15 protein-coding genes are annotated in these 24467 nt (G+C 40.7%); 5 read left to right on the top strand and 10 right to left on the bottom strand.

Annotated features, from left to right (window positions below; genetic code table 11):
* Window position 1 precedes the first annotated feature (1 nt).
* From ACEQ81_RS07805 to ACEQ81_RS07765, 9 genes are all read right to left on the bottom strand, one after another.
* Window positions 2-1144, bottom strand: a complete 1143-nt coding sequence (locus tag ACEQ81_RS07805; protein ID WP_411030288.1) for a glycoside hydrolase family 26 protein — start codon at window positions 1142-1144, stop codon at window positions 2-4.
* 8 nt (window positions 1145-1152) lie between these two features.
* Window positions 1153-2745, bottom strand: coding sequence for a glycoside hydrolase family 43 protein (locus tag ACEQ81_RS07800; RefSeq protein WP_411030287.1), 1593 nt, complete (start codon window positions 2743-2745; stop codon window positions 1153-1155).
* Window positions 2745-4280, bottom strand: a complete 1536-nt coding sequence (locus tag ACEQ81_RS07795; RefSeq protein ID WP_411030286.1) for a sugar porter family MFS transporter — start codon at window positions 4278-4280, stop codon at window positions 2745-2747. The genes ACEQ81_RS07800 and ACEQ81_RS07795 overlap by 1 nt, the downstream gene beginning before the upstream one ends.
* Window positions 4281-4282: 2 nt before the next feature.
* Window positions 4283-5410, bottom strand: a complete 1128-nt coding sequence (locus tag ACEQ81_RS07790; protein ID WP_411030285.1) for a glycosyl hydrolase — start codon at window positions 5408-5410, stop codon at window positions 4283-4285.
* 125 nt (window positions 5411-5535) lie between these two features.
* Window positions 5536-6573, bottom strand: coding sequence for a family 16 glycosylhydrolase (locus ACEQ81_RS07785; RefSeq protein ID WP_411030284.1), 1038 nt, complete (start codon window positions 6571-6573; stop codon window positions 5536-5538).
* Between the two features lie 144 nt (window positions 6574-6717).
* Window positions 6718-8178, bottom strand: coding sequence for a hypothetical protein (locus tag ACEQ81_RS07780; protein ID WP_411030283.1), 1461 nt, complete (start codon window positions 8176-8178; stop codon window positions 6718-6720).
* Between the two features lie 8 nt (window positions 8179-8186).
* The gene (locus ACEQ81_RS07775; RefSeq protein WP_411030282.1) at window positions 8187-9743 is read right to left on the bottom strand and encodes a RagB/SusD family nutrient uptake outer membrane protein; all 1557 of its coding nucleotides are present in this window, start codon (window positions 9741-9743) and stop codon (window positions 8187-8189) included.
* 13 nt (window positions 9744-9756) lie between these two features.
* Window positions 9757-12819: a SusC/RagA family TonB-linked outer membrane protein gene (locus ACEQ81_RS07770; protein WP_411030281.1), complete on the bottom strand. Its 3063-nt coding sequence runs from the start codon at window positions 12817-12819 to the stop codon at window positions 9757-9759.
* 379 nt (window positions 12820-13198) lie between these two features.
* Entirely contained in the window at window positions 13199-14221 is a 1023-nt protein-coding gene (locus ACEQ81_RS07765; RefSeq protein ID WP_411030280.1) for a LacI family DNA-binding transcriptional regulator, read from the bottom strand.
* Between the two features lie 338 nt (window positions 14222-14559).
* Here ACEQ81_RS07765 and ACEQ81_RS07760 point away from each other — a divergent pair, with 338 nt between their 5' ends.
* From ACEQ81_RS07760 to ACEQ81_RS07750, 3 genes are read left to right on the top strand one after another with little or no spacing between them, the layout of a single operon-like run.
* Entirely contained in the window at window positions 14560-16050 is a 1491-nt protein-coding gene (locus ACEQ81_RS07760; RefSeq protein ID WP_411030279.1) for a xylulokinase, read from the top strand.
* On the top strand, window positions 16047-17372 hold the full coding sequence (gene xylA, locus ACEQ81_RS07755) for a xylose isomerase (protein ID WP_411030278.1): 1326 nt from the start codon (window positions 16047-16049) through the stop codon (window positions 17370-17372). Before ACEQ81_RS07760 ends, xylA begins: the two co-directional genes overlap by 4 nt.
* 9 nt (window positions 17373-17381) lie before the next feature.
* On the top strand, window positions 17382-18998 hold the full coding sequence (locus ACEQ81_RS07750) for a sodium:solute symporter (RefSeq protein ID WP_411030277.1): 1617 nt from the start codon (window positions 17382-17384) through the stop codon (window positions 18996-18998).
* Between the two features lie 28 nt (window positions 18999-19026).
* Here ACEQ81_RS07750 and ACEQ81_RS07745 read toward each other — a convergent pair whose 3' ends face one another.
* A complete protein-coding gene (locus tag ACEQ81_RS07745) occupies window positions 19027-20784 on the bottom strand; it encodes an arylsulfatase (protein WP_411030276.1) in 1758 nt (585 codons plus the stop codon).
* A gap of 421 nt (window positions 20785-21205) precedes the next feature.
* On the opposite strand from ACEQ81_RS07745, the gene ACEQ81_RS07740 reads away from it, so the two are divergent.
* Together ACEQ81_RS07740 and ACEQ81_RS07735 are read left to right on the top strand one after the other, a co-directional pair.
* Window positions 21206-22756: an alpha-L-fucosidase gene (locus tag ACEQ81_RS07740; protein ID WP_411030275.1), complete on the top strand. Its 1551-nt coding sequence runs from the start codon at window positions 21206-21208 to the stop codon at window positions 22754-22756.
* Window positions 22757-22800: 44 nt separating this feature from the next.
* The gene (locus ACEQ81_RS07735) at window positions 22801-24360 is read left to right on the top strand and encodes a beta-N-acetylhexosaminidase (RefSeq protein ID WP_411030274.1); all 1560 of its coding nucleotides are present in this window, start codon (window positions 22801-22803) and stop codon (window positions 24358-24360) included.
* The last annotated feature ends 107 nt before the right edge of the window (window positions 24361-24467 follow it).

Raw genomic sequence — 24467 nt, 5'->3', positions numbered from 1 at the left:
TTTAGTTGTTATAGAGTCTGGCGAATAGATCTGGAGATGCTTTCAGGTATTTAGCCTTTCCGGTCTCTTCCTTCCATCGTTCACTGATTTCCTTGCTCAATTGAAGTCGGGCATCTATATTTTTGAATGTAGGGTTTACCTTCCAACGGGGTTTTGCTCGCCAATTGCCATTGATATAACTAATGGCTTTAATTGTTTCTGGGTGTGTGTCTATGGTGTTGAAAAAAGGTACAAACCATTCTTCCCAAGCCATTTGTGCCTGTTCGGGGTTAGAGAGCAGAAACTCCTTGGTTAGACCTGTGTTACCTTCCGGATCGTTTTCCCAATCGATAGAAGTAGGTGTTGCTTCGGCGATAAATACGGGTTTTTCTTTTGATTGGGCAAATTTCACCATCTTTGCTTGCTTATAATTACTGAAAAATGAATACCCGCACCAATCCACATAATCATCCCCCGGATACCAAGCCTCCAAATCCGCTATGGTATTTCCAAAACCTTTGGACTGCCATACATAAGCCACGTTAGACACTCCTTGTTCATCCAATAAATCCTTAATCCTCCGATAAGCCAAAATATAAGATTCTCTATCGTATCGATTCCAAGGACCCGCAAACTCGAATCCGATTCTGAGAAATACAGGTCGTTTGCCCAACTCATGAAAAAAATTACCTAATTTTTTAATATAGACATCGTGCTCCCCAGAGGCAATTTTCTCCTCATTATCTATAATCGCCAACCCAATAGCCAAAACACTATTTTCAAAATCCGCATCGGCGAGCTGAAGGGATATATTATTGGGACCATCGCCCCAATCGTCTGTTTCCCATATACCGTTAAGTCCGCTGTATGTAAAACTATGATCCAAGAAAGTTTCCGTAAGTCCGGGCATAATATCGGTGTACATGGTAAAGCCACCAGGAGCGTCAAAATGGTCAAAATAACCATTCTGGTCATGTTCGGTACCGCCAATAGCATCTAATTCCTGACCTACAAACAATATTACCTCTCCATCATGGGGTTCAAATTTGGCCAATTTTTTAGCAGGTAGACCAATCTCTTCTTGGGGTTGAACATTTTTTTCAGAGTTTCTGCAAGCTTGTAAGCTTATTGTTATCAGTATTAAAAGATAAATTCGTGATTTCATAATCATCTTTATTTAATTTCCACATATTCGAACCATTCAAAATCAGCATGGTGAGCGTTCATAGCCAAATCCTGACAGCAAACCCCAACAAAACTTCCCGTAAATGCCGGCCTATACCTACTCCTTCCATTACGAACATGATCGTCGGATAGAATACTGGCATCTAAGGCAATACCAAGATCATTAAAGGAAATATCGTCTAAACTATAGAAGAATTGCAAACGATTCCTGTTCATTTCACCTCTGAGAACAATTTTATCGAAATTCGTAATATCTACCAATTCTTCTTGAAAGCTCATTTCAAAGTTGTCTGAAGAAATAATCGATAGATACTTCTTGGTACCATCAAAGTTAGCGGTAATACAGGCATAGTGGTAATGTCCGGAATTATAGTAAAAAACCAATCCGGCCATGTGGTGAATGTTTTCTGGGAAAAATTCTATCGCGGTAGAAACCCGAACATTAAAATGTTGTACCCTACGGGCCAATAAACTCTGATAATGAAGCGAGTTTAAGGATTCCTTGCCATAAAGTCTTAGGAAACCCTTCCTATCGGAAAGGCTACACCAATTTTCGGTTATGGGGATGCGCAATGCCTGAAAGTCTAGAGGCACCGTCTCGTTATTAAAAAACAATCGATGTTCCTGTGCTCCATGCGTAAATTCTGGCAGGTTTGCCGTTGGGACTTCCCGTCTTGGGACTCTACTTCCACTTTTAAGATAGGGCCATCCATCTTTCCAAATAAATGTTTCGATAGCTGTCTCCCTTCCCAAAGTACATTTGCCATGAAGAGTAAGTGGCCTTCCTATTAAAAAAACCGCATACCAGTCTCCATTTTGGGTCTGTATTAGATCTCCATGACCACATTTTTGCAAATAATTGTCTTTGTCCTCTGCGGCGGAAACAAAGGGATTATCTGGATGAAATTCGTAAGGTCCAAATATACTTTTGCTCCGGCCTATAGACATTGCGTGGCCATATTCTGTGCCTCCTTCAGCAAGCACTATATAGTAAAACCCATCTTTCTTATACAGGTGGGGCCCTTCTGTAAGTCCAAGTTTGGTTCCCGGCGTAAGATAGTGTACGGGTCCTATGAGTTGCCGTTTTTCCGAACTATACTCTTGCATCTCTATACCTCCAAAGAATCTTCCGTTACGATGGTCTACCAGCATGTTCAGATACCATTTTTTACCATCGTCATCATGAAAAAGGGAGCCGTCAAAACCCCTGGAAGACATATAGATAGGCTCGCTCCATTCGCCAGAAATATCATTGGAGGTCACTAGATAATTGGGTGTATCTTTCCAAACACCATCAAAAGACCTCACATTGCTGTACACGAGGTAAAATAGGCCATTACTATATGAAAGACATGGAGCCCAGACACCACAGGAATCTGGGTTGCCCCGCATATCCAATTGGGAAATGCGACTCAAAGGCCTAGCAATTAGTTTCCAGTGTTTTAAGTCTTTGGAGTGATGAATTTGTACTCCAGGAAACCACTCAAATGTAGAGGTGGCTATGTAATAGTCATCCCCCACCCTACATATGGATGGGTCTGGGTTGAAACCTGGTAAAATTGGGTTTTGTATGCAATTCATTATTTAACTAATTCTAATTCTAACTGTTCTAATGATTTTCCTTTGGTTTCGGGCAATATTTTCAACAGCACAAAGAAGCCGACAAGGGCGATAAGTCCAAAAATCAGAAAACTCATGGCATTGCCTAAATTTGATAGTTCCCAGGGGAATATTTGCTGTACCACCCAGCTCGAAAAAGAGTTGGCGAAACCGATGACGCCAATTGCCAAACCTCTATATTTATTGGGGAAAAGTTCTGATAACATTACCCACACAACTGGGCCCAGTGAGAATGCAAAGCATGCGATAAATCCCAGAATGCCGATTAATACGAGGGTAGCATTCATATCTGTGGCGACCTCCAATATGGCCCCTTCATTTGTTGCGTATACTTTAGTACCTAAAACAGCTTTAGCCGCGTTTTTAAAGTCAACATCGTTTTCATAGTGTTTATCTGCCAGGCTTATCAGACCACTTGCATCAAAATCTTTAAAACTACCTATTTCGTCAACGGTTAATTTATAGGTAGCCCTATTAAAGCCATAGGCACATAAAGTTAAACTGATGGCTATGCCAGCAACCCCTATGAGCAGTAAGGGTCGTCTTCCCATTTTATCTATTAGGAATATCGCAACAATAGTAAATATCACTGTGGTAAAACTCAATAGCACACCAGAAGTAAACGCGGCATCGGTACCAATCCCCGTTTGTTTAAAAATGGAGGTCGCATAAAAATAAATTGCATTGATCCCTGTAACCTGCTGAAGAACTCCCAGCACCAACCCCACGATAACAATAAAACGCAATGAAGGTTTCCAAAGCTCTAACACCGAGACCTTAGATTTAAACTTTTGGGCTTTCATGCTTTTTTTAATTCCTTCTATCTCCAATTGTGATTGTTGTTCACCATGTAAACTTTTTAGGACCTTCCGACCTTCTTCAAACCTGTCCTTCATAATTAACCAACGTGGGCTTTTCGGTACAAGAAACATTATGAAGAAATATAGCAGCGCAGGTATTAATTCTACCCCGAGCATCCAACGCCAAACGGTTTCGCTGGTCATAAAGCTTCCACCAGAAGTGTAAAGACCATTTAGATAATTGTTACACAAGAAAGCGGCAAAGAACCCCAAAACTATATTAAGCTGTTGTATGGAAACCAATTTGCCCCTTTCCTTTGCTGTAGCGATTTCGGCAATGTATGTGGGTGCCAAAATTAAAGCGGCTCCAAAAGCCAAGCCACCTATCATACGTGCTATATACAAGGATTCATAGGACCAGGCATAGGCAGAGAATAGGGCAGAGAATGCATATAGAAAGGCTACTTGTATTAGTATTGTTTTCCTACCGACAATATCGCTTAATCTTCCGGAGACCAGCATGGCAATCATTGCGGCAAAGGACGGCGAGCTTACCACCCATCCTGATTGAAGATCTGTTAAATCGAATTCTGGCCCTGCATAGGACATTACACCAGAAATAATACCTGCATCAAAACCAAACAAAAACCCTCCTAAAGAGACCACAAATGCTATGAATACCGTTTTTCCGGACATTTTTAATCGTTTTCTATAAGTGTCTTGAACAAATTGTCGGAGGCATTGAGATACCTATCGTCGTTCATTTTCATCTTCCATTTTTCCGAAATCATGGGACTTAATTGCAAACGGGCATCTATATCTTTAAACGTTTTGTTTGTAAACCACATTGGCCTTTCTTTCCAATTGCAATTGATGTAATGAATGGCCTTTACAACATCTGAATTCTCCTCGATAGTCGTAAAAAAGGGAACGAACCATTTTTCCCAAGCCTCTTGGGCTTGTTCTGGATTGGAAAGGATAGTTTCTTTAGTATCACCATCAAATTTTGCGGTATGGTCCGAAATTGTTGGAGAGGCTTCGGCAATAAATACCGGTTTTCCTTTTTCCCTTGCAAAGTCGATCATTATGGCTTCCTTAAATCGATCGAAAAAAGAGTAGGCGCACCAATCCACATAATCGTCTCCAGGATACCATTCTTCTAGTTGTTCCCAGTTAGAAACCCACCCTACCGATTGCCATACGTAGGCCGTATTGGTAATCCCCTGGGCGTTTAATAGATCTACTATGCGTTTGTAAGCCTTTTTATAGGCAGTAATATCGTAATGGTTCCAAAGGTGGCCGTCAAACTCATAGCCGATACGTAAAAAAACATGGCGTTGACCAAGGCTTTTTAGAAACGTTCCCAAACTTTCAATATTCTTATCCAATTCCCCATTGGCAACTTTTACCTCACTGTTTACCAAAGATAGACCGATGGCCAAAACCGAATTCCTATACCTTTTGTCACTCATCAACAAACTCATATTGCTTGGGCCATTGCCAGCATCCACAGTATTAAAAACTCCTTGCAAACCCGATCCGCTTTCTGTCCCGGTAGAATCGTCATTATCTCCTATACTGGTATATAAGGTTACACCCCCAGGAGTAGGGAAATAATCGGAATATCCCTCTTTGTATTGGTCTAACCCTCCTATTGAGGCCAAATCTTGACCTGCAAAGACCAATACTTTGCCATCTTCTGGTTCAAATTTTGCTCTTTTTTTAGTTTCCTGTTCAAGGTTATTCTCCAAATCAGGAGCTTTAATTAGCATTCCTAAATTGACAAATAGGGCCGCACCAATAACTAAAATGATAAGATGTTTCATATACTTCCGTTTTCTTATTGCATTTGAAAAAATATTGTCCTCGGTTTAAAGATCTCTAGCATATTTATTCTAAAACCGTATGCTGTATTTAGTTGATTATATACAATTTGCAGGATTATCCTGATTTAACTCTTTTGAAATATCCTCACATAATCCACAATCAAAAAAGCGGGGAAATCATTTGGCAATGGGGTTGCGGTAGGGAGATTTCCTCCTACAGACAACGCAAAAATTAGATAAAACTCATCGTTAAAAGGGTATGGTTGTCCGCCGGCAGTGGTTGTAACGGGGGTCATAGAATGGTATTCCACGTCGTTGACCAGCCATTTAATACTATTTTCTTCCCAGATTATTGAAAATACATAATAAACCTCATCAAAAGACTCATTGTTTAATGCATTGAAATGGACGGAATTGAAACGGTGATTATTCGGAAAATCGGTGCCATAATGTCCAGTTCCCAAAATATCATCCGGATTTTCGCCTAAATATTCCATGATATCTATTTCTCCGCCCCTTGGCCACCATTCACCAGGATTGTTTATTTGATAATTATGATTCAACATAAAAAGAGCTGTCCAAGTTCCGGCCACTGAAGGCATCGCAGCACGAATATCAACTCTTCCATATTGAAACTCAAAAATATTGTCGGTATGGATTCTTGATGAAGAATAGGCCTTGCCCGAAATATTCTCGTTTTTTGCTTCGATCACCAAATTGTCATCTTGTATATAAATGTTTTTTTGACTGCTGGTAAAATACTGTTCTTCGTTGTTGCCCCATCCGCATAGATTTGGGCAACCATCACCCAAATGGAAGTTCCATTTTTCGCTACTCAAGGAGGGGCCACTGAACTCATCTGCCCATACCAAATCATACCCATCGTAGGTCATAGGGGATTGGTATCCCGTACTGGGCAGAGATATAGGCTCTGGACAATTTGTACAATCTCCACCACAATCCACACCAGTCTCATTGCCATTTTGAACTCCATCATTACATGTAGTGCAGGGTGGACAGTCGCCACCACAATCCATGCCCACTTCATTTCCGTTCATTAGATTATCTGTACAACTGGCAGCCACTGGGATTACATCGTCCGAAGATTGCGACGAGCAACATGTTAAAACCAAGCATGAGAGCAACAATATAAGTTTTTCCATTTCAATCATTTTATAAGACAAAAACATGTTTTTGGAAGATTTTGAACTTGGGTTCCAGTACGTTTCAAACTAGGTATGTTTGGTCTAGAAAAGGGGCTGTTGAGAACAACCCCTTTTGTAACTAACTCTAAGCTAACATACTGACTATTCAAAAGGTACAAAATCCTTAATAAAAAACTCTCCAGACTCTACATGTCCAAAACCTCCTACACGCAATGTATAGTTATCGTAGGTATCATTTGCTGGTAATAGCGTACCATCCGCGGCAGACATGGCATTGGTTCCGTCGAACTCCACGGTTATCCACGAATCAAAATCCGCAGGGTCTATCGTAACTCCTATTACTGTCCATCTTTGGAAGAAATTGCCATCTAGGTTATCGTGCAAGATTAGCTCTACCAGGGGTACCAGGTTTCCCGAAAAATCATTGGTAGATGGAATATAGACATCCAATTTAAATTTGTGATAAACCGAAAAATCTATTGGATTTGACTGTGGTTGAAACTTAAGATCCTCGAACCCTCCAAATGGTCCATTTTCCGGTCTCAAAATTCTTGCGACACCATTATCGCTACCTGCCGGATCTGCAACACCATAGTTGGGCACAACTCCCTGACTGGCATCGGCCACAGGTATCAGGTTAAGTCCGGAGGAAGCATCACCTGTTTCGAAAGTGAAATAAACGGGAAGTCCGCTACCTGCCAACGCATCGGCTCTAGGGGTTCCGGGGGCCACAAAGCTTGTGGTGGTCTTAAGGTCTTTAATATAAAATTCTCCTGCTTCCGTATGGCCGCTTCCGCCAAATCTAAGGGTAATATTATCGTATGTGGTATTGTCTCTTAGGAGTGTTGCAGTATCTGCGGATATAGCATTGGTACCGTCGAATCGTAGGGTAACCCAAGAATCAAAGTTTGAGGGGTCAACGGAAACGGGAATCACTGTCCAACGTTGAAAGAAGTTGCCATCGACATTATCATGTAAGATAACCTCTACCAAGGGTTCTAAATTACCCGAAAAGTCATTGCTTGAAGGAATGTAGACATCCAAAGTGAATTTATCATAAGAGGAAAAATCTATAGGTGCTGTCTGCGGTTGAAATTTAAAATCTTCGAACCCTCCAAATGGGCCATTCTGCGGACGAAGGATTTCACCAACCAAATCATTACTTCCTGCTGGATCCGTGGCACCAAGATTAAAGGTAACACCCTGATTTGCTTGGGCAATTGGGATTAAGTTACGTCCAGAAGATGCGTCATTGGCCTCAAAAGTATAATAATATGGCATGCTGGTACTGACAAGTGCATCTGCCCGTGGCGTTGGGATACACATGGTGCAGGGTCCGCCGCAATCTATACCTTCTTCGCCCTGGTTTTGCATCCCATCGGTACAAGAAGGACATACATTACCACTGCCGCCTCCGCAATCGATACCTTCCTCATCCAAATTTTGGATACCGTCGGAATATGACGCCAATGTTGGTCCAAGATTAAATGCCGTATCCTCTTCGCAGGAGAAGGTTATTGCAAAAAGCCCAAAAGTTAATATCCATGTCCCCAGGGTTTTGAGGAACATTTTTATATTGATCATATTTTTCATTTCTTTCATGTTTAATATTAGTAACCAGGGTTTTGCTGCAGCATACCTTGGGGATATGTGTCTATTTCTTGTTGTGGGATTGGTAGTAACTCGTCCCTTCCAACAGTAAAACTTTTGCCTACGGCTGTTACGGCCGCCTGAATATCTCCCCATCTTACCAAATCCGTAAAACGGTTCCATCCTTCAGTTGCCAGTTCTCTTCTACGTTCATCCTTTACACCTTGTAAATCATAGGCTGGAGCGGCAGTATTGCCAGGACCATATGCGCGGTCTATAACTTGCTGAAAAGATGCTGCGCCGTTACCCCCGCCGCCCATTACGGATGCCTCGGCATGGATTAACAACACTTCCGCATAACGTAGCACTTTTTCATTAAGTGGGGAACCTTCAACATTAAGCAAAGGCTGTACTTCCTCAAAAGTCAAAAAGTATTTTTTCGCTCCTGTATTTACACCAATGGCATAACCAAAATTATCGGGCACAGGATCAAAGTTAAGTGCTGCTAGGCCAGGGGAATTCAACACCTGCCCGGGCAGTAAAAAGGTGGCGTCCTTGCGTTGGTCGCTATCATCAAAAAAGTCTACTAAACTTTGTCTTGGTATGAAGTTGTTAAAAGAAGGGTAGGTCCCGGAAAGAAATGGAAAGGACCAGCGCCACATGCCAGAACCTTCTTGTTGCTGACCAGTGCCGTTAAAACCACCTGGGAACAGTCCGTCTTGGTAGTTGATTTCAAAAAGGGATTCGGGGCCAAATTCTGTGCTTTGAAGAAAATTGTTCCTAAAATCGCTTTCCAAGGAATAAACACCTTGGTTAATGACTACCTCTGCAGCTGAAACCGCATCGGCCCACTTATTTTGATACAGAAATACTTTCGCGAGTAAACCGTAAGCCGCGCCAGAGGTTGCTGAACCCTGCACCCTTTCATTACCCCGAATAGGCAAGGTAGAGCCCGCGGCCTCCAAATCTGCCTCAATAAATGCGTACACTTCTGAAGCTGGAGTCCTTGGCTTAAACAATTCCTGATCTGCCGAGGTTACTGCCTCTTCAAATAACGGTACATCACCAAAGAGTTTTACCAATTCGAAATAGTAAAGACCCCTTAAAAATCTGGCTTCGGAAACAATCTGTTCTTGTAAGCCTGGCGTCTGAAAATTCTCGAAACTTTGCGCCAATTGAATGGTAAAGTTGGCCCTTGCCACGCCTTGGTACCATTTACTCCATACAGATGCTACGGAAGGTAGGGTAGCCACAATGGTACTAAATTGATCGTACTGTTGTCCAATTGCCCAAAAATTTGCAGATTGGGAATGTAAATCATCTGCCCTTACACCTTGTTGCATCAATGGAAAGGTCTGATTGTTAAGAACACTTTGCCATTGTAGGGGATCGTAAGCGGCATTTAAGCTAGCAATAACATCTTGCTCCGTTTTAAAGGCTGTTTCCGCCACAATCTCGGTTATGGGCTCTTTATCGGTTAAGTCGTCAGTACACGATAAAAACAAAAACGCTGTGCCAAAAATGGTAAGAAGCAAGCTCTTTGATTTGTTGTTTTTTATATTTTGAAACTTTTTCATTTTCCTGCCTTTTTTAAAATTTAAAATTAAACCCTAGTAGTACCTGACGGGCTTGAGGGAAAAAGCCCTGATCTATACCGATATTTAGCGGAGTGCTAATATTGTTTTGGCCTATCTCGGGGTCTATACCAGTATATTCCGTAAAGGTGAATAGGTTTTGTCCGGAGACGTATATCCTTACTTCCTTAGCTCCAAGGGCATTCAAGGCACTTTCGGGAAAACTATATCCCAGCGTAACATTTTTTACCTTTAGATAGGTACCATCCTTAATATGGAAATCGGAGATCAATTGTTCGCCATTGTTGGGTGAGCTACTTACTACCACATTTCTTGGAGCTCCTGGCTCCGTTACATAAGATGAAGGCCTGCTGGTACCTTGGGCATCATATCTAATGGTGGCATCCAAAATGTCATTCCCGGCTGTCCCCGACATAAATGTCGAAAAATCGAAGCCTTTATAATTAACTCCAATACTAAAACCAAAAGTGGCGTCTGGGTTTGGATCTCCGATAATGGCTTTATCTTCACCATCTGGCACTAATTGGTTGTTACCATTTCCGTTAATATCTTCAAACAATAGATTGCCGTTGGCATCTACACCTTCTACTACATAACCATAGAAGCTGGCAATAGGATCGCCCACTTGGGTTCTGGAAGCAAAATCATTGAACTGCGGTTGTATTTGGGCTGAAGAGATAAAAGAGGTTTCTCCAAGATCGGTTACTTCGTTCTTGTTAAAACCAACGTTGGCCGCTACATTCCATCCAAAACCACTCTCATAATTGTCTCTATAAGACACCAGCACTTCCAAGCCACTGTTATCCAAAGCCCCAATATTTTGTACTGCTGGCGTTAAACCTGATGTAAGCGGAGTAGTTGCCGATAGCAATATATCCGTAGTTTCTTTTGTGTAATAATCCACGGTAAGACCAAGCTTGTTATTAAATGCATTAATGTCCAATCCAATGTTGAACTGCGTTAACTCTTCCCATCCCAAATCGGGATTGGCTAAGCCGGTCAATACAATACCCGGTTGCCCTGCATAGCTTGCATTGGTACTTACGGAAGACAGAAATGCCAACGCCCTTGCTGAACGGTCATTACCGCTAACCCCCCAACTACCCCTAATTTTAAGGAGGTTTAGGGTATTTACGTTCTGTAAAAAGTTTTCTTCGGACAGTATCCAACCGGCCGATACTGCAGGAAACCAAGCTTCCCGGTTATCCGCACCAAAATTTGATGATTTATCCTTTCTTAAAACGGCACTTAATAAGTATTTCTCTTTGTAGTTATAGTCTACTTTTCCAAAAAACGATTCCATGGCAATCTCTGTAGATGTCCCGGGTACAACCGTTGCGTCCGTATTGTCTACGGATAGTGCAAAATTTACCTCTTTAAAGTCATTGGTCAAAAATTGTCCGGCATCTCTAGTGGTAGCCCCTCCAAAAAACCCGGTTTCTACAACCTCGTAACCCAAAAGAATATTAAGGTTATGGTTTTTTTCTGCCAATTTGTTGAAAAAAAACTGTGCGGTTCCCCCATATTGCCTATTGATCTGACGATTAGAGCTTTCCTGGTAGGCCACTCCGGTGCTAGTATCATATTCTTGGTCTGGTTGCTGTATTAAAGGAGAGAAGTTTTTGATAAAAGAAAAATTATTGAAAGACCCATAGGTCCCGCTCAGTTTTAAGTTATCCACGGGTTCCCAATTGACCACAATGGACAGGTTGAGAATGTCTTGAACCGCTTGGGTATCTGACGCAGCAATTGAAAACAAAGGATTCTGTACTGCTCCCAAACTGTTTAGTGGTACTCCATTGGCCGTGGGCACACCATTTTGAAGAAATGGGTTAAAGAAATTGCCCGCCTCATCAAAAGCTGGATAAATTGGTGGCAATGCATTTATGAAACTGCTTATACCACTACCTGCAGCACCATTGTTTTGTGATATGGTGTAGCGATCCTGATTCTGATATTGGGCCACACCCGTTACACTTAATTTGTTAGAGAGATCAATGGTCAGTGCCGTACGTATATTTCTTCTATTAAATTCGGCCTTATTGTTGCCGCCCAAAATTCCTTCTTGTCCAAAGTAGCCTCCAGAAACGGCATAGGTAATCTTATCTCCACCACCAACGATGGAAGCGTACACATTTTGTATGGGAGCATCATCGAACAATACATCGTACCAATCTGTATCTGGCAATGCGGCCCGTTCTGCTTCGGTAAATGCTCCTCTAAATCCTGCAACGATAGATCCTCCGGCAGCAGCTACGCCTTGATTGTAATACTGTACATACTGATCTCGGTTCATTAACTCGGGTTTGTTCGCCAACGTTTGGATGCCGTAAAACGACTGAACCGATATCTCTGGTTTAGAACTGTTCCGCGTTCCCTTTAAGGTCTCCACCAAGATTACACCATTTCCACCTCTTGATCCATATATGGAAGTAGAAGCTGCATCTTTTAGCACTGTTTGGGTAACGATGTCACTTGGGTTTAAAAAGGTTAGGTTAGGTACCTGAACACCATCAACAATAAACAAAGGATTAGCATTGTTTGGTGTTCCAATACCTCTTACCCTAACGGTTTGAGGAGATCCTGGAGACCCCGAATTTTGTTGTACTACCACACCCGGAACAGTACCTTGTAAGGCTGCTTCCGCTTGGGATATGGGTAGTTGCTTAATCTGTTCGGCTTTCACCACACCTACAGCAGTGGTAACCGTTCTTTTGTTTTGTATTTGACCATAGCCAAGAACCACGACCTCTGCCAGCGCTTGCGCATCTTCTTGAAGTAACACATTGATGGAAGTTTGGCCATTAACCCTTATTTCTTGGCTAGAATAACCAATATAGCTAAATATTAAAGTGGCCTGATCTCCTACATTATCCAAACTGTAATTTCCATCAAAATCAGTTTGTGTTCCATTAGTTGTCCCGTCAACAACAATGCTTGCCCCGGGTAGTGGCCCCGAGGCATCGGTTACTCTCCCGGTAACGGTTTGAGCGTTGGATTGGAGTCCTACCAATACCAAAGGTAAAATCCAAAAAATCCGAAAATAATTTGTGCCCATAAAATTTTGTTTAGTTTAGTTAATCTATATTATAAGTTGAGTTATCCGCTCAGACAAGCAGCTTGCATTCCTTCAAATTTATTGGAAGGACTGGGAGGAATTTTAATTTTTAACAATTGGGCGGTAGGTATAGAAGTATTTTATTAAACCCGGAACTTTTTCATTACCTCGTCTTAATAAATTGATTATCAACTATTTATATCCTATTTCGAAAGGAATTAAATCATCAACGAAACCGTTTTCGCAAGTTTCGGACCAACATTGGCCATAATTGACAAAACCGCACTTTTATTGTCAAATAATTGAAAATCTTGTAGATCAAAAACCAATTAAAAAACAGATTGACAAAAGATTAAGAATTAATCCACATTTTGAAGGATCAGTTTCTAGTAGAACCTCTTAAGACCAAGCTGGTCTTCAATACTTCAATATCAAAAGGAGTGGTGGTGGTGCTATCTTCTTCTATTCTCGAAATCAACATTTCCGTGGCCTTTTCACCAATATACCTTCCATGTTGACTTACAGATGTTATTGTAGGGGTTACATATTTTGGTAGCATACCATTTGTAAAACCAATTATGGAAATATCATCGGGTATTCTAAACCCAATATCCTTGGCAATGGTCATGGAACTAATGGCCGTGAACTCTTCCAAGCCCAGAATAGCATCTACCTCATGGGTTTTCAATAGTGTTTTTATCTGAGTTTCCAAGAAGTCCGCCTCAAAATTTCTAAGGATTAGGCGTTCATCCACCAATATGTTATGGTCTAATAAACATTTTTTATAGCCTTCGATACGCTGCCTTCCAATTTGCAAATTGTCTAAAATGGAAACTACCGCTATACGCCTACATCCCGAGTTGATAAAATGTGATGTGGCATTATAAGCTCCTTCGAAATCGTCTACGATGATCTTATCACATAAAACCGCATCGGACACCCGATCAAACATTACCAAGGGAATGCCTATTTCTGTAAACTTTTTAAAATGGTCTATTTTTTGCAATTTCTCCGTTTCTTCGGACAGGGAGACCAACAGACCAGAAACCAATCCATTTTTAAGCATCTCCGTGGTGGCTACCTCTTTGTCCAAAGACTCGTTAGATATGCAACTAATAATGTTATACCCTTTTTTGTTGGCCACTTTTTCTATTCCACTAAAAACCTGCGCAAAAAAGTAATTAAGTATGTTTGGAATAATTACACCAATAGTGGCTGCTTGTTCCTTTCTAAGGTTTACAGCGTTAATATTGGGCCTGTAATGATGCTTTTTGGCATAATTGGTAATTTTTCTTTTTAAAGAACTACTGATTTCATAACTATCGTTCAAAGCTTTTGAAACCGTGGACACGGAAACTTTAAAATGGGCAGCGATATCCTTTAATGTCAGTTTTTGCTTCATAATTCTTTAAAAGCCAAAAGGCATCAACTAATTTAATACAAATTAAATTGGCTATTTTATGGGTGATTCGCAAAGAAAAAAACGAAAACGATTTCGCATATTTTTGGACCTCTATTGACATATATAAGTAGTTGATTATCAATTTATTACAAATTATATTATGTTTTCAAAATCATCAATAATACTGGCTTTTATTTCATATATCCATTAAATTGTATGAAGAAAGCTAAGTATATGATAATTTTGAGTCGCTCCTTTAACAATATCACAATTTAAACAACGTGTACTTTTATGTACTACGCCCTAAGATCAAATAAAAATCAAACCGTACCAGCAATATGTATTATATAGGTTATGATATAGGAAGCTCATCAATAAAAGCCGCCCTGGTAGCTGTTGCAAGTGGCAAAAGTTTAGCCGTAGTACAGGAACCGGAAACGGAAATGGAGATGACCGCAGTTAAAAATGGGTGGGCAGAACAAGATCCTGAATTATGGTGGAAACATGTTTGTGGTGCCACAAAAAAACTATTGGATCAAACTAAAATCCAAGCCAGTGATATTATTGGAATCGGTATTGCCTACCAAATGCATGGATTGGTCGTAATAGACAAAGATGGAACACCCTTGCGCAACGCCATTATTTGGTGCGATGGAAGAGCAGTGGAAATCGGTAATACGGCCTACCAGGAAATAGGGGAAGACATTTGTAAAAACAGCCTCCTCAATTCACCCGCTAACTTTACGGCTTCCAAATTAAAATGGGTAAAAGAAAACGAACCCGGGCTTTATACCAAGATCCATAAATTTATGTTACCCGGAGATTACATAGGTTTTAAGTTAACCGATGAGGTTAGTACCACACAATCCGGTCTTTCTGAAGGTATCCTCTGGGACTTTAAAAAAGAGCAGTTGGCAGATTGGTTATTAAGGCATTTTGGAATTGCCGAAAACTTAGTGCCCCGTGTTGTAGACACCTTTGGCCCTCAGGGCAAGGTTACCAAGGCTGCCGCCAAAGCCACCGGGCTTGCTGCTGGCATTCCTATACTTTATAGGGCCGGTGACCAGCCAAACAATGCCTTATCGTTGAATGTCTTTGATCCGGGTGAAGTGGCAGCTACCGGCGGCACCTCTGGTGTAGTGTATGCGGTTACCGATAATTTATCGGTAAGGGAAAGTGCCCGGGTAAACAATTTTGCACATGTTAACCATACCAAATCCATCCCTAGAATTGGTAAGTTGCTATGCATTAACGGTTCGGGAATTCAGTATCGCTGGTTGCTAAACAACTTAAGTGTTACCTCTTACGAAGAAATGAATACGTTGGCATCAGAGATCCCAGTGGGCTCGGACGGCGTAAGTGTAATTCCTTTTGGCAATGGCGCAGAACGCATGTTAGACAACAAAGATCTTGGGACCTATATTGCAAACATCAATCTAAACAATCATACCAAGGCCCATATTTGTAGAGCTGCATTGGAAGGTATTGCGTTTTCTTTTGTGTACGGCATGGAAATATTAAAATCTGATGGTATTACTCCAAAAGTTATAAGAGCGGGTAACGATAACCTGTTCCGTTCGGAAATTTTTTCGAATACCATAGCCACCCTAATTGAACAGGAAATAGAAATTTACAACACTACTGGGGCCATTGGTGCTGCCAGAGCCGCAGCATTGCACAAGGGAAATTTTGAAAGTTTTGGAAACCATATTATGGAGAACGACCATGTGATGACCTTTATGCCCTTTAAAAATAGGGAGGCCTATCTTAAGGCATATGAGGACTGGAAAAATGAATTGGAAATTATTTTAAACAAACACAAAAAATGATAGTACTAGGTAACAAAGAATACTTTAAGGGTATTGGCGAGATCAAATTTGAAGGGGCAGCATCGGACAACCCCTTGGCATTTAAATACTACGATGCAAATAAGGTGGTGGCCGGTAAAACCATGAGAGAACATTTTAAATTTGCCATGGCCTATTGGCATACACTTTGTAACACAGGGGGCGATCCTTTTGGGCCCGGCACCAAAATCTATCCTTGGTCACTGGACAGTGACCCCAATCAAGCGGCAAGGGACAAAGCCGACGCAGCTTTTGAGTTTATCACTAAAATTGGGTTCGATTACTATTGCTTTCATGATTTTGATTTGATCGATGAAGCACCTACCCTGGCTGAATCTGAAAAAAGGATAGCAGCCATTACCAAATATCTAAAACAAAAACAGGAAGCATCCGGGGTTAAGCTGCTCTGGGGTACTGCCAACTGTTTTTCTAACCCTAGATATATGAACGGGGCCGCTACCAATCCGGACTTTAACGTAGTTGCGAGGGCGGGTGCACAAATTAAAATAGCCTTGGATACAACCATTGCCCTAAATGGTGAAAATTATGTTTTTTGGGGCGGTCGGGAAGGTTATATGTCTCTTCTGAACACTAATATGAAACAAGAATTGGATCATATGGGACGTTTCTTGGGAATGGCCAGAGATTATGCAAGGACGAATGGATTTAAAGGTAATTTCTTTATAGAGCCAAAACCTATGGAGCCGTCCAAACATCAATACGATTTTGATTGCGCTACTGTCGTTGGCTTTTTAAGGGAATATGGCCTAGACAAAGATTTTAAAATCAATATAGAGGTCAACCATGCAACCTTGGCACAGCACACGATGCAGCACGAGCTTCAGGTTGCTGCCGATGCCGGCATGTTAGGCAGTGTGGATGCCAATAGGGGCGACTATCAGAACGGATGGGATACCGATCAATTTCCAAATAATATTATGGAGACCACAGAAGCCATGTTGGTATTTTTGAAGGCGGGCGGCCTGCAGGGAGGCGGTATTAATTTTGATGCCAAAATAAGGCGAAATTCCACAGATTTGGAAGACATCTTTCTTGGCCATATTGGCGGTGCAGATATTTTTGCCAGGGCCCTGTTGATCGCTGATAAGATTATTAACTCTTCGCCCTATGAAAAACTGTTGGCACAACGTTATAGTTCTTTTGATTCCGGAAAAGGCAAGGCCTTTGAAGAAGGCAAACTAGATTTTGACGACCTCTACAAAATTGCTATGGAAAATGGGGAATTAGCGCTACAAAGCGGCAAGCAAGAACTTTTTGAAAACATAGTGAACCAATACATATAATAACAACTTATGGAATCAGTTTTAGAACAAATGGATTGGGTTGTATTGGCAGTATACTTTTTGGCACTTATAGGTGTGGCCATTTGGGTAGTGCTTCAAAAAAATAAAGATACGGCCGATTATTTTTTGGCAGGTCGTAATGTGGGGTGGTTCGTTATTGGCGCCTCCATTTTTGCTTCCAATATTGGTTCCGAGCATGTTGTAGGACTGGCCGGTACCGGAGCAGAATCCGGTATGCCCATGGCGCATTACGAGTTGCATGCCTGGATAGTGCTGCTTCTGGGTTGGTTGTTTTTACCGTTCTATATGAGGAGCAAGGTATTTACAATGCCCGAATTTCTTGAAAAACGATTCGACAGCAGATCGCGATGGTTTCTCTCTATTTTTTCCTTGGTAGGTTATGTCATAACCAAAGTTTCTGTCACCATTTATGCCGGAGGTATTGTAGTATCGGAACTTCTGGGAATACCGTTTTGGTATGGTGCCATAGGCATTGTAGTTTTTACGGGAGCATATACCATTATAGGAGGAATGAAAGCGGTAATTTATACCGAAACCCTACAGACCATTGTTCTGATAGCAGGATCTTTGATCATTACGTACCTAGGCCTGCAAGAAGTTGGTGGTTGGACAGAACTTAGAGCTACCGTTGGATCTGATCATTTTAACATGTGGAGATCTATGTCCGACCCAGATTTTCCATGGACGGGTATGTTGTTTGGAGGCACCATTGTAGGTATATGGTATTGGTGTACCGATCAGTACATTGTACAGCGTACCCTTGCCGCCAATAACATTAAAATAGGAAGGCGTGGTGCCATTTTTGGTGCCTACCTTAAAATACTCCCCATATTTATCTTTTTAATTCCCGGTATCATCGCTTTTGCTTTGGCAAAGCAAGGGGTACTTACTTACGATAAGGCGGACGAGGTATTTCCCGTACTGGTAAAGACCTTATTACCTACCGGACTTAAAGGATTGGTGGCCGGTGGTCTAATGGCCGCTCTAATGAGTTCTCTGGCTTCGGTATTTAACTCGTGCTCCACCATATTCACTATAGACATCTATAAAAAACTACGCCCGGCCACACCCGAAAAAAAACTACTTAATATTGGTAGAATAGCAACTACTTTGGTGGTATTCCTTGGCATTGTCTGGATTCCTATCATGAACAAAATTGGAGGAGGCGTGCTCTATCAATATCTACAAAGTGTACAATCGTATATTGCACCGCCAATAGCGGCCGTGTTTGTTTTGGGTATACTGTGGAAACGGGTAAATTCGCAGGCGGCCATTATTACCCTTTTCTCGGGCTTGGTCATTGCAGCCCTAAGAATTGCTGCGGAAATTGGCAAGGAAGGTCTTTCAGGAATTGCTTATGAGTTTGCCACCATCAACTTTGCCCACATGGCAATTTTTATGTTCATATTCTCTGTAGTTGTTTGTATATCTACCAGTTTGGCAACAACCGCACCCGATTATGCCACCATTAAAGGTTTGGCCTTTGGCACCCTTACCAAGGAGCAGGTTGCGGAAACAAAAAACAGTTTTACGTGGGTAGATGTAATCTTATCCGTGCTATTGGTTATTGTAGTAATATCTGTATTGCTATACTTTACGGGTTGACCTCGTAATGATTTAAATAAAAGAACTACTATTCAACGCGCTCTACCTCTACCCAAAAAGGTAGTATCCGTTTGTTGTTGACAGCATAGAACGGAATAAGGGAAGCATCCATATTGGGAAGGCTTACATTTTTCATTTCTATAATGTCCGTTGATAGCTCATTTTTAGTTTGGTTAACAATGGCGTTTGTTTCCAAAATCATGCGCCCAGAGGCTTCTACGGGTTTTATAAATTTAAAGGTGAAGTTATAGCGGCCTTCTGTTATTTTTACATTCCATTTCCCATATATTTCTTCCTGATCCCAAATACCCCGTTGTCCGTCAGCATCGTTCCTATTGAGGATGGTAGGGTTCTCAAAGTTGGAACCTATGGAGATCAAAGGCGGTTCTTGGAGGTTTTTTGAAACTATCAATTCCTTGTAAATTGTATGGAGTTCTTGTTTAAGTTCATTGGCCAATCCGCCATTTTCCAAGACAATATTTCTTTGCTCGTACGGATCCATGTTCGTATTGAATAATTCAAATTGACCTATGGTAGCATCGTAATCTGTATGCCCAACCAATTTGTAAGTTCCTTTTTGTAATGCCACATTATTATAAAGTTCGGGGTAACGTCTTGTCCAGTAAAAAAACAACAACCGATCTTCCCAATCTATTTTTTCGTCCTTAACTAGTGGTAACAGACTTTTGCCGTCAATTTTAACTTCTTTTGGAAGATCTGCATCACAAAGTTCAGCAAGCGTAGGGAGCACATCTATGTGGGCGGTGTTTATTTCAATATCCTTGTTGCCATTGAACAAGCCCGGATAGCTAAATAAAAAAGGAACCCTTACCCCTCCCCTATAAACACTCCCCTTTCTATCTCGCATCCCAGCAGTATATCTTAGCTGTTGTGGCCCATTATCCGTCATAAAGATGATAACGGTATTTTCGGCAATGCCTAGGGCATTTACTTTCTCCAAGATCTTACCAATATTATCATCAATATTGGAGACCATGGCATATATCCTTCTGGCATCTTCCTTATCTTTTTTGGTCATTTTTAAAGTAGAGGTCCCTTCCTTGTCATATACCTCGGACGGATCGGTATCCGCATACATTTTATAGTAACTATCGGGCACTTGTAAGGGCGTGTGCGGCGCGTTGAAGGAGAGGTAACAGAAAAAAGGGGTGTTCTTGTTTTTTTCTATGAACTCAACAGCCCCATCCGTAAATACATCGGAGCAATACCCCTTATACGGTTCAGTGGTACCGTTGTGCCAGAGTACCGGGTCAAAATAGCTGCGATCTCCTTTAAAATAGTTGGTTATATCACCTACTTGTCCCATACCACCGGCAAGATGAATAAGTGACTCATCAAAACCCTGATCTTGGGGCCTGCTAGGATAATTATCCCCTAAATGCCATTTACCAAAAATGCCCGTTTTATAGTCCGCTTGTTTTAGCATCTCCGCAATTGTTGTTTCGTTGGGAGACATAATGGCCCCTCCATTGTATGTATCCCTAATACCGGTACGCAAAGAATAGCGCCCGGTCATTAAACTAGCCCTAGTAGGCGCACATACGGGCGACACATAAAATTGATTGAACCGAATGCTTTGCTTTGCCAAGTTGTCGATAACAGGAGTTTTTATCTGACTGTTGCCGGTAAAGCCAAAATCACCATAGCCCTGGTCATCGGTAATGATCAAAATTACATTGGGGCGTGCTTTTTCTTGGGCAAAACATCCTATAATTGGCGCCATCAAAATTAAAATGAATAACACACTATTTACTTTAAGTCTCATGGTATAGTATTTAATATTCTCAGAAATTTAACTAGTTTATATGCTCTTGGAGATAGGAATTTGTTCAATTGCCGATTATTCTCAGATTTTATATAAACACTTACGGATATATCTACGAATATATCAAATAATATGGGAGATAATAAACCTAAACATCCACTTTAGCGGAGGGGTTGTAACCAAGGGATTTACACTTCAACTAAATTTAACCACTCGATCTGTAATCATTATTTTCTATTTAACCTGTTTCTTGTTTACCTACATGTAGATATAATAAAGAAAAAAAGCAGTGACCAAAATAGTCCATAACTCAGCTCGCAGAATTGCCTCCAATAAAATTTCTATCTTTAAAGAACCAGATTTCTAACACCGTAATCGCTCATGGGCAAGGCTATAGGCTATCATCAATAAAACAACTAAAATGAAAATAAAAAGCACCAGATTACTATTTGGGGTAATTATCTTATTAATAGGCTGTAAGGATGTGCCTAAATCCAAAGAGGAAACTACCCAGTTAAAATTTGAAGAAAATTGGGAATCTCTTTCAACAATAGAAAGAGAACCCGAATGGTTTAAAGATGCCAAATTAGGGATATATTTTCATTGGGGAGTCTATAGTGTTCCTGCTTTTGATAGTGAATGGTATCCAAGATGGATGTATTTCCCCAATAGAGGAAGTGAATGGGGATCCCGAATTTATTCTCATCATGAAAAAAAATACGGCTCTGTTAAGGAGTTTAATTATCACGACTTTATTCCCATGTTTAAGGCCGAAAAGTTTGATGCCAATGAGTGGGCCACCCTGTTTGAAGATGCAGGGGCCAAGTTTGCCGGGCCCGTTGCGCAACATCACGATGGTTTCGCCATGTGGGGTAGCAAAGTGAACCCATGGAATGTAAAAGATATGGGACCCAAAAGAGATATTACAGAAGAACTATATAGTGCACTCAGTAAAAAGAATATCAAAACTATCGCAACCTTTCACCACGCACGTCTGGGGCAAAGGTATGCCACAGATTCTACCAACTGGCTAGGTAAAGGACCCGATGTTGGCGTCAACAGCCATTATCCGTATCATCCAGACTATATAACGGCTACCACCGATCCAAAGTTGAGGAAGTTATATGGAAATCTTGAGGAGGAAGAATTCAACCAATATTGGCTAGACCAGATCAAAGAGGTGGTTGATGGCTATGCTCCAGATATCATTTGGTTTGATTCGTGGTTAGATCAAATACCCGAAAATTATAGACAGCAAATGGTTGCCCACCATTTTAATACCGCAGTCAGTAGAGGTCAGGCACCGATAGCAGTTCATAAACAAGAAGATTTACCTGAAAACGTGAGTCTGTTAGATATAGAACAGGGAGGCAAAACTGAAATATCCGAAGACTACTGGATGACAGATATTACCATTAGCGATGGTGCATGGTGCTACACCGAGGGTCAGGTCTATAAAGAACCTTCTTTGATAATTAGGAATATGATAGATGTATGGAGCAAAAAGGGAATTGTACTGTTAAATGTTTCACCAACCGCCGCCGGAATCATTAATAAGGAACAACATAATATTCTTAAGGTAATCGGAGCGTGGATAGATATACATGAAGAAGCTGTTTATGAAACACGCGTACATAGCATACATGGTTACGGAGTTGCCAACTTTGAGGAAGGACATTTTGGCGGACAATCGGCAACTATAAAATATAATGAAAATGATTTTCGTTTTACTACTTCCAAAGATGGCAATACAATCTATGTCTATTCTTTAGGACTCCCCGAGGCCAATGCCGATATACAACTAAAACATGTCTTTGATTCAAATAAGAAGGCCACGGTTAAAAATGTTTCCGTAGTTGGGAGTAATGTATCCTTAAAATGGTCCATACAAGATGAAACACTCAACATTACCACGCCCAAGAGTTCGGATATGAATGAAATAGTTACTGTTTTTAAGTTAGAATTTAAATAGTTTGAATGCTGATCATAGTTTCATATTGTAAATGAAATCAAGAAATGAAAAACGCAATAGTTATATTATTCCTTTCAATAATAGTCAATAGTTGTCAAATTGAGCAAAGTAAGTCATGGACACTTATCCCATATCCTGATTCCATTTCCATTCTTCCAGGTACTTTTACTTTCGAACATGGCATTGCTATTTCATCTTCAGATGAGAACTTAAATCAAACCATATCTTTATTTAAGAACGAACTAAATAATCTGGGAATTGATACAAACAAGAATTCTGACAAAATCCTGGTTCTAAAACTAAAAAGCTCAAGTGATAAAGGATCTGAAGCTTATAAATTGGAAGTGAATAAAAACCGTATTGAGCTAACGGCATCTGATCCAAAAGGTATTTTTTATGGGTTAATGACTATATGGCAGGAGCTAAAGTTCTCGAAGAGCAAGACTATTCCCTGCGGATACATTATGGACGAACCTCGTTTTGAATACAGAGGATTTATGTTAGATGAATCAAGACATTTTTTTGGAAAGAACAAAGTCAAGCAAATAATCGATATGATGTCAAAATTTAAATTGAATACATTTCATTGGCATCTTACGGATGCGCCTGGGTGGCGTATAGAAATTGAGGCCTATCCCAAACTTGCCACTATTGGTGGGCAAGGGCATTATAAGCAGCCCGATGCCCCCGCAAAATATTACTCAAAGGAAGATATCAGAGAGATAATTGATTTTGCTACGGATAGGTTTGTCGAAATTATTCCAGAAATTGATATGCCAGGACATGCAACCGCAGCCAATAGGGCATATCCTGAATTTTCGGGTGGAGGAAGTGAAAAGTATCCCGACTTTACTTTTAATCCAGGGAAAGAAAGCACTTATAGGTATTTAAACACGATTCTCAATGAGGTAGCAGAACTGTTTCCGTCTAAGTACATTCATCTTGGTGGTGACGAAGTCCATTTTGGAAATGAGGCATGGAATACAAACGACTCTATACAAACAGTAATACAACGAGAAGGATTTGAATCATTAGTAGATGTTGAGCACTATTTTATGCAAAGAATGAAAGATCATCTATTTTCAATAAACAAAAACCTAGCCGGTTGGGATGAAATTATTGAATCTGGTGTAAGTAATAAAAGCACATTGGTATATTGGTGGCGTCACGATAAAAAAGAACAACTTAAAAAATCTTTGACAAAAGGATACAATACTATCCTTTGCCCACGCATTCCTTTATATTTTGATTTTGTTCAACATGATATTCATACTGTTGGTAGACGTTGGGACGGTTTTGGTAGTATCGAAGATGTTTATGGGTATCCTGACAGTACACATCTTTTTTCAGATGAAGAAATGAAATTAATAAAGGGAATTCAGGCCTGTTTGTGGACCGAACGTTTTGACACTGAAGAATGGCTAGACTTTATGACTTATCCAAGGATGTTAGCTTTATCAGAATCTGCGTGGACAAATAACTACAACAAAGATATCTCCCGGTTTAATAAAAACCTGCCTCTTGTTTTTGAGTTTTTAGAAGAGCAGAACATCTACTACTATAACAGCTTAACACCTACGCTTAATGTTGAGCCAAAAAAATAGACGCTATGAATCTTTTGGGATTAGCTGCACTTTTCCCTACAAGGCTCCGCCTTGAAAACGAAAAACGAGTCGCGCCGAAAAAAAACTCGCCAACCGTACTTGTCCGA

Origin of the sequence: Spongiimicrobium sp. 3-5 (genome assembly GCF_046557915.1) — a bacterium.
GTDB lineage: Bacteria > Bacteroidota > Bacteroidia > Flavobacteriales > Flavobacteriaceae > JBHEBG01.
The sequence above is the reverse complement of the archived record's forward strand: the minus strand, read 5'-3'. Positions and strand labels throughout refer to the sequence as shown.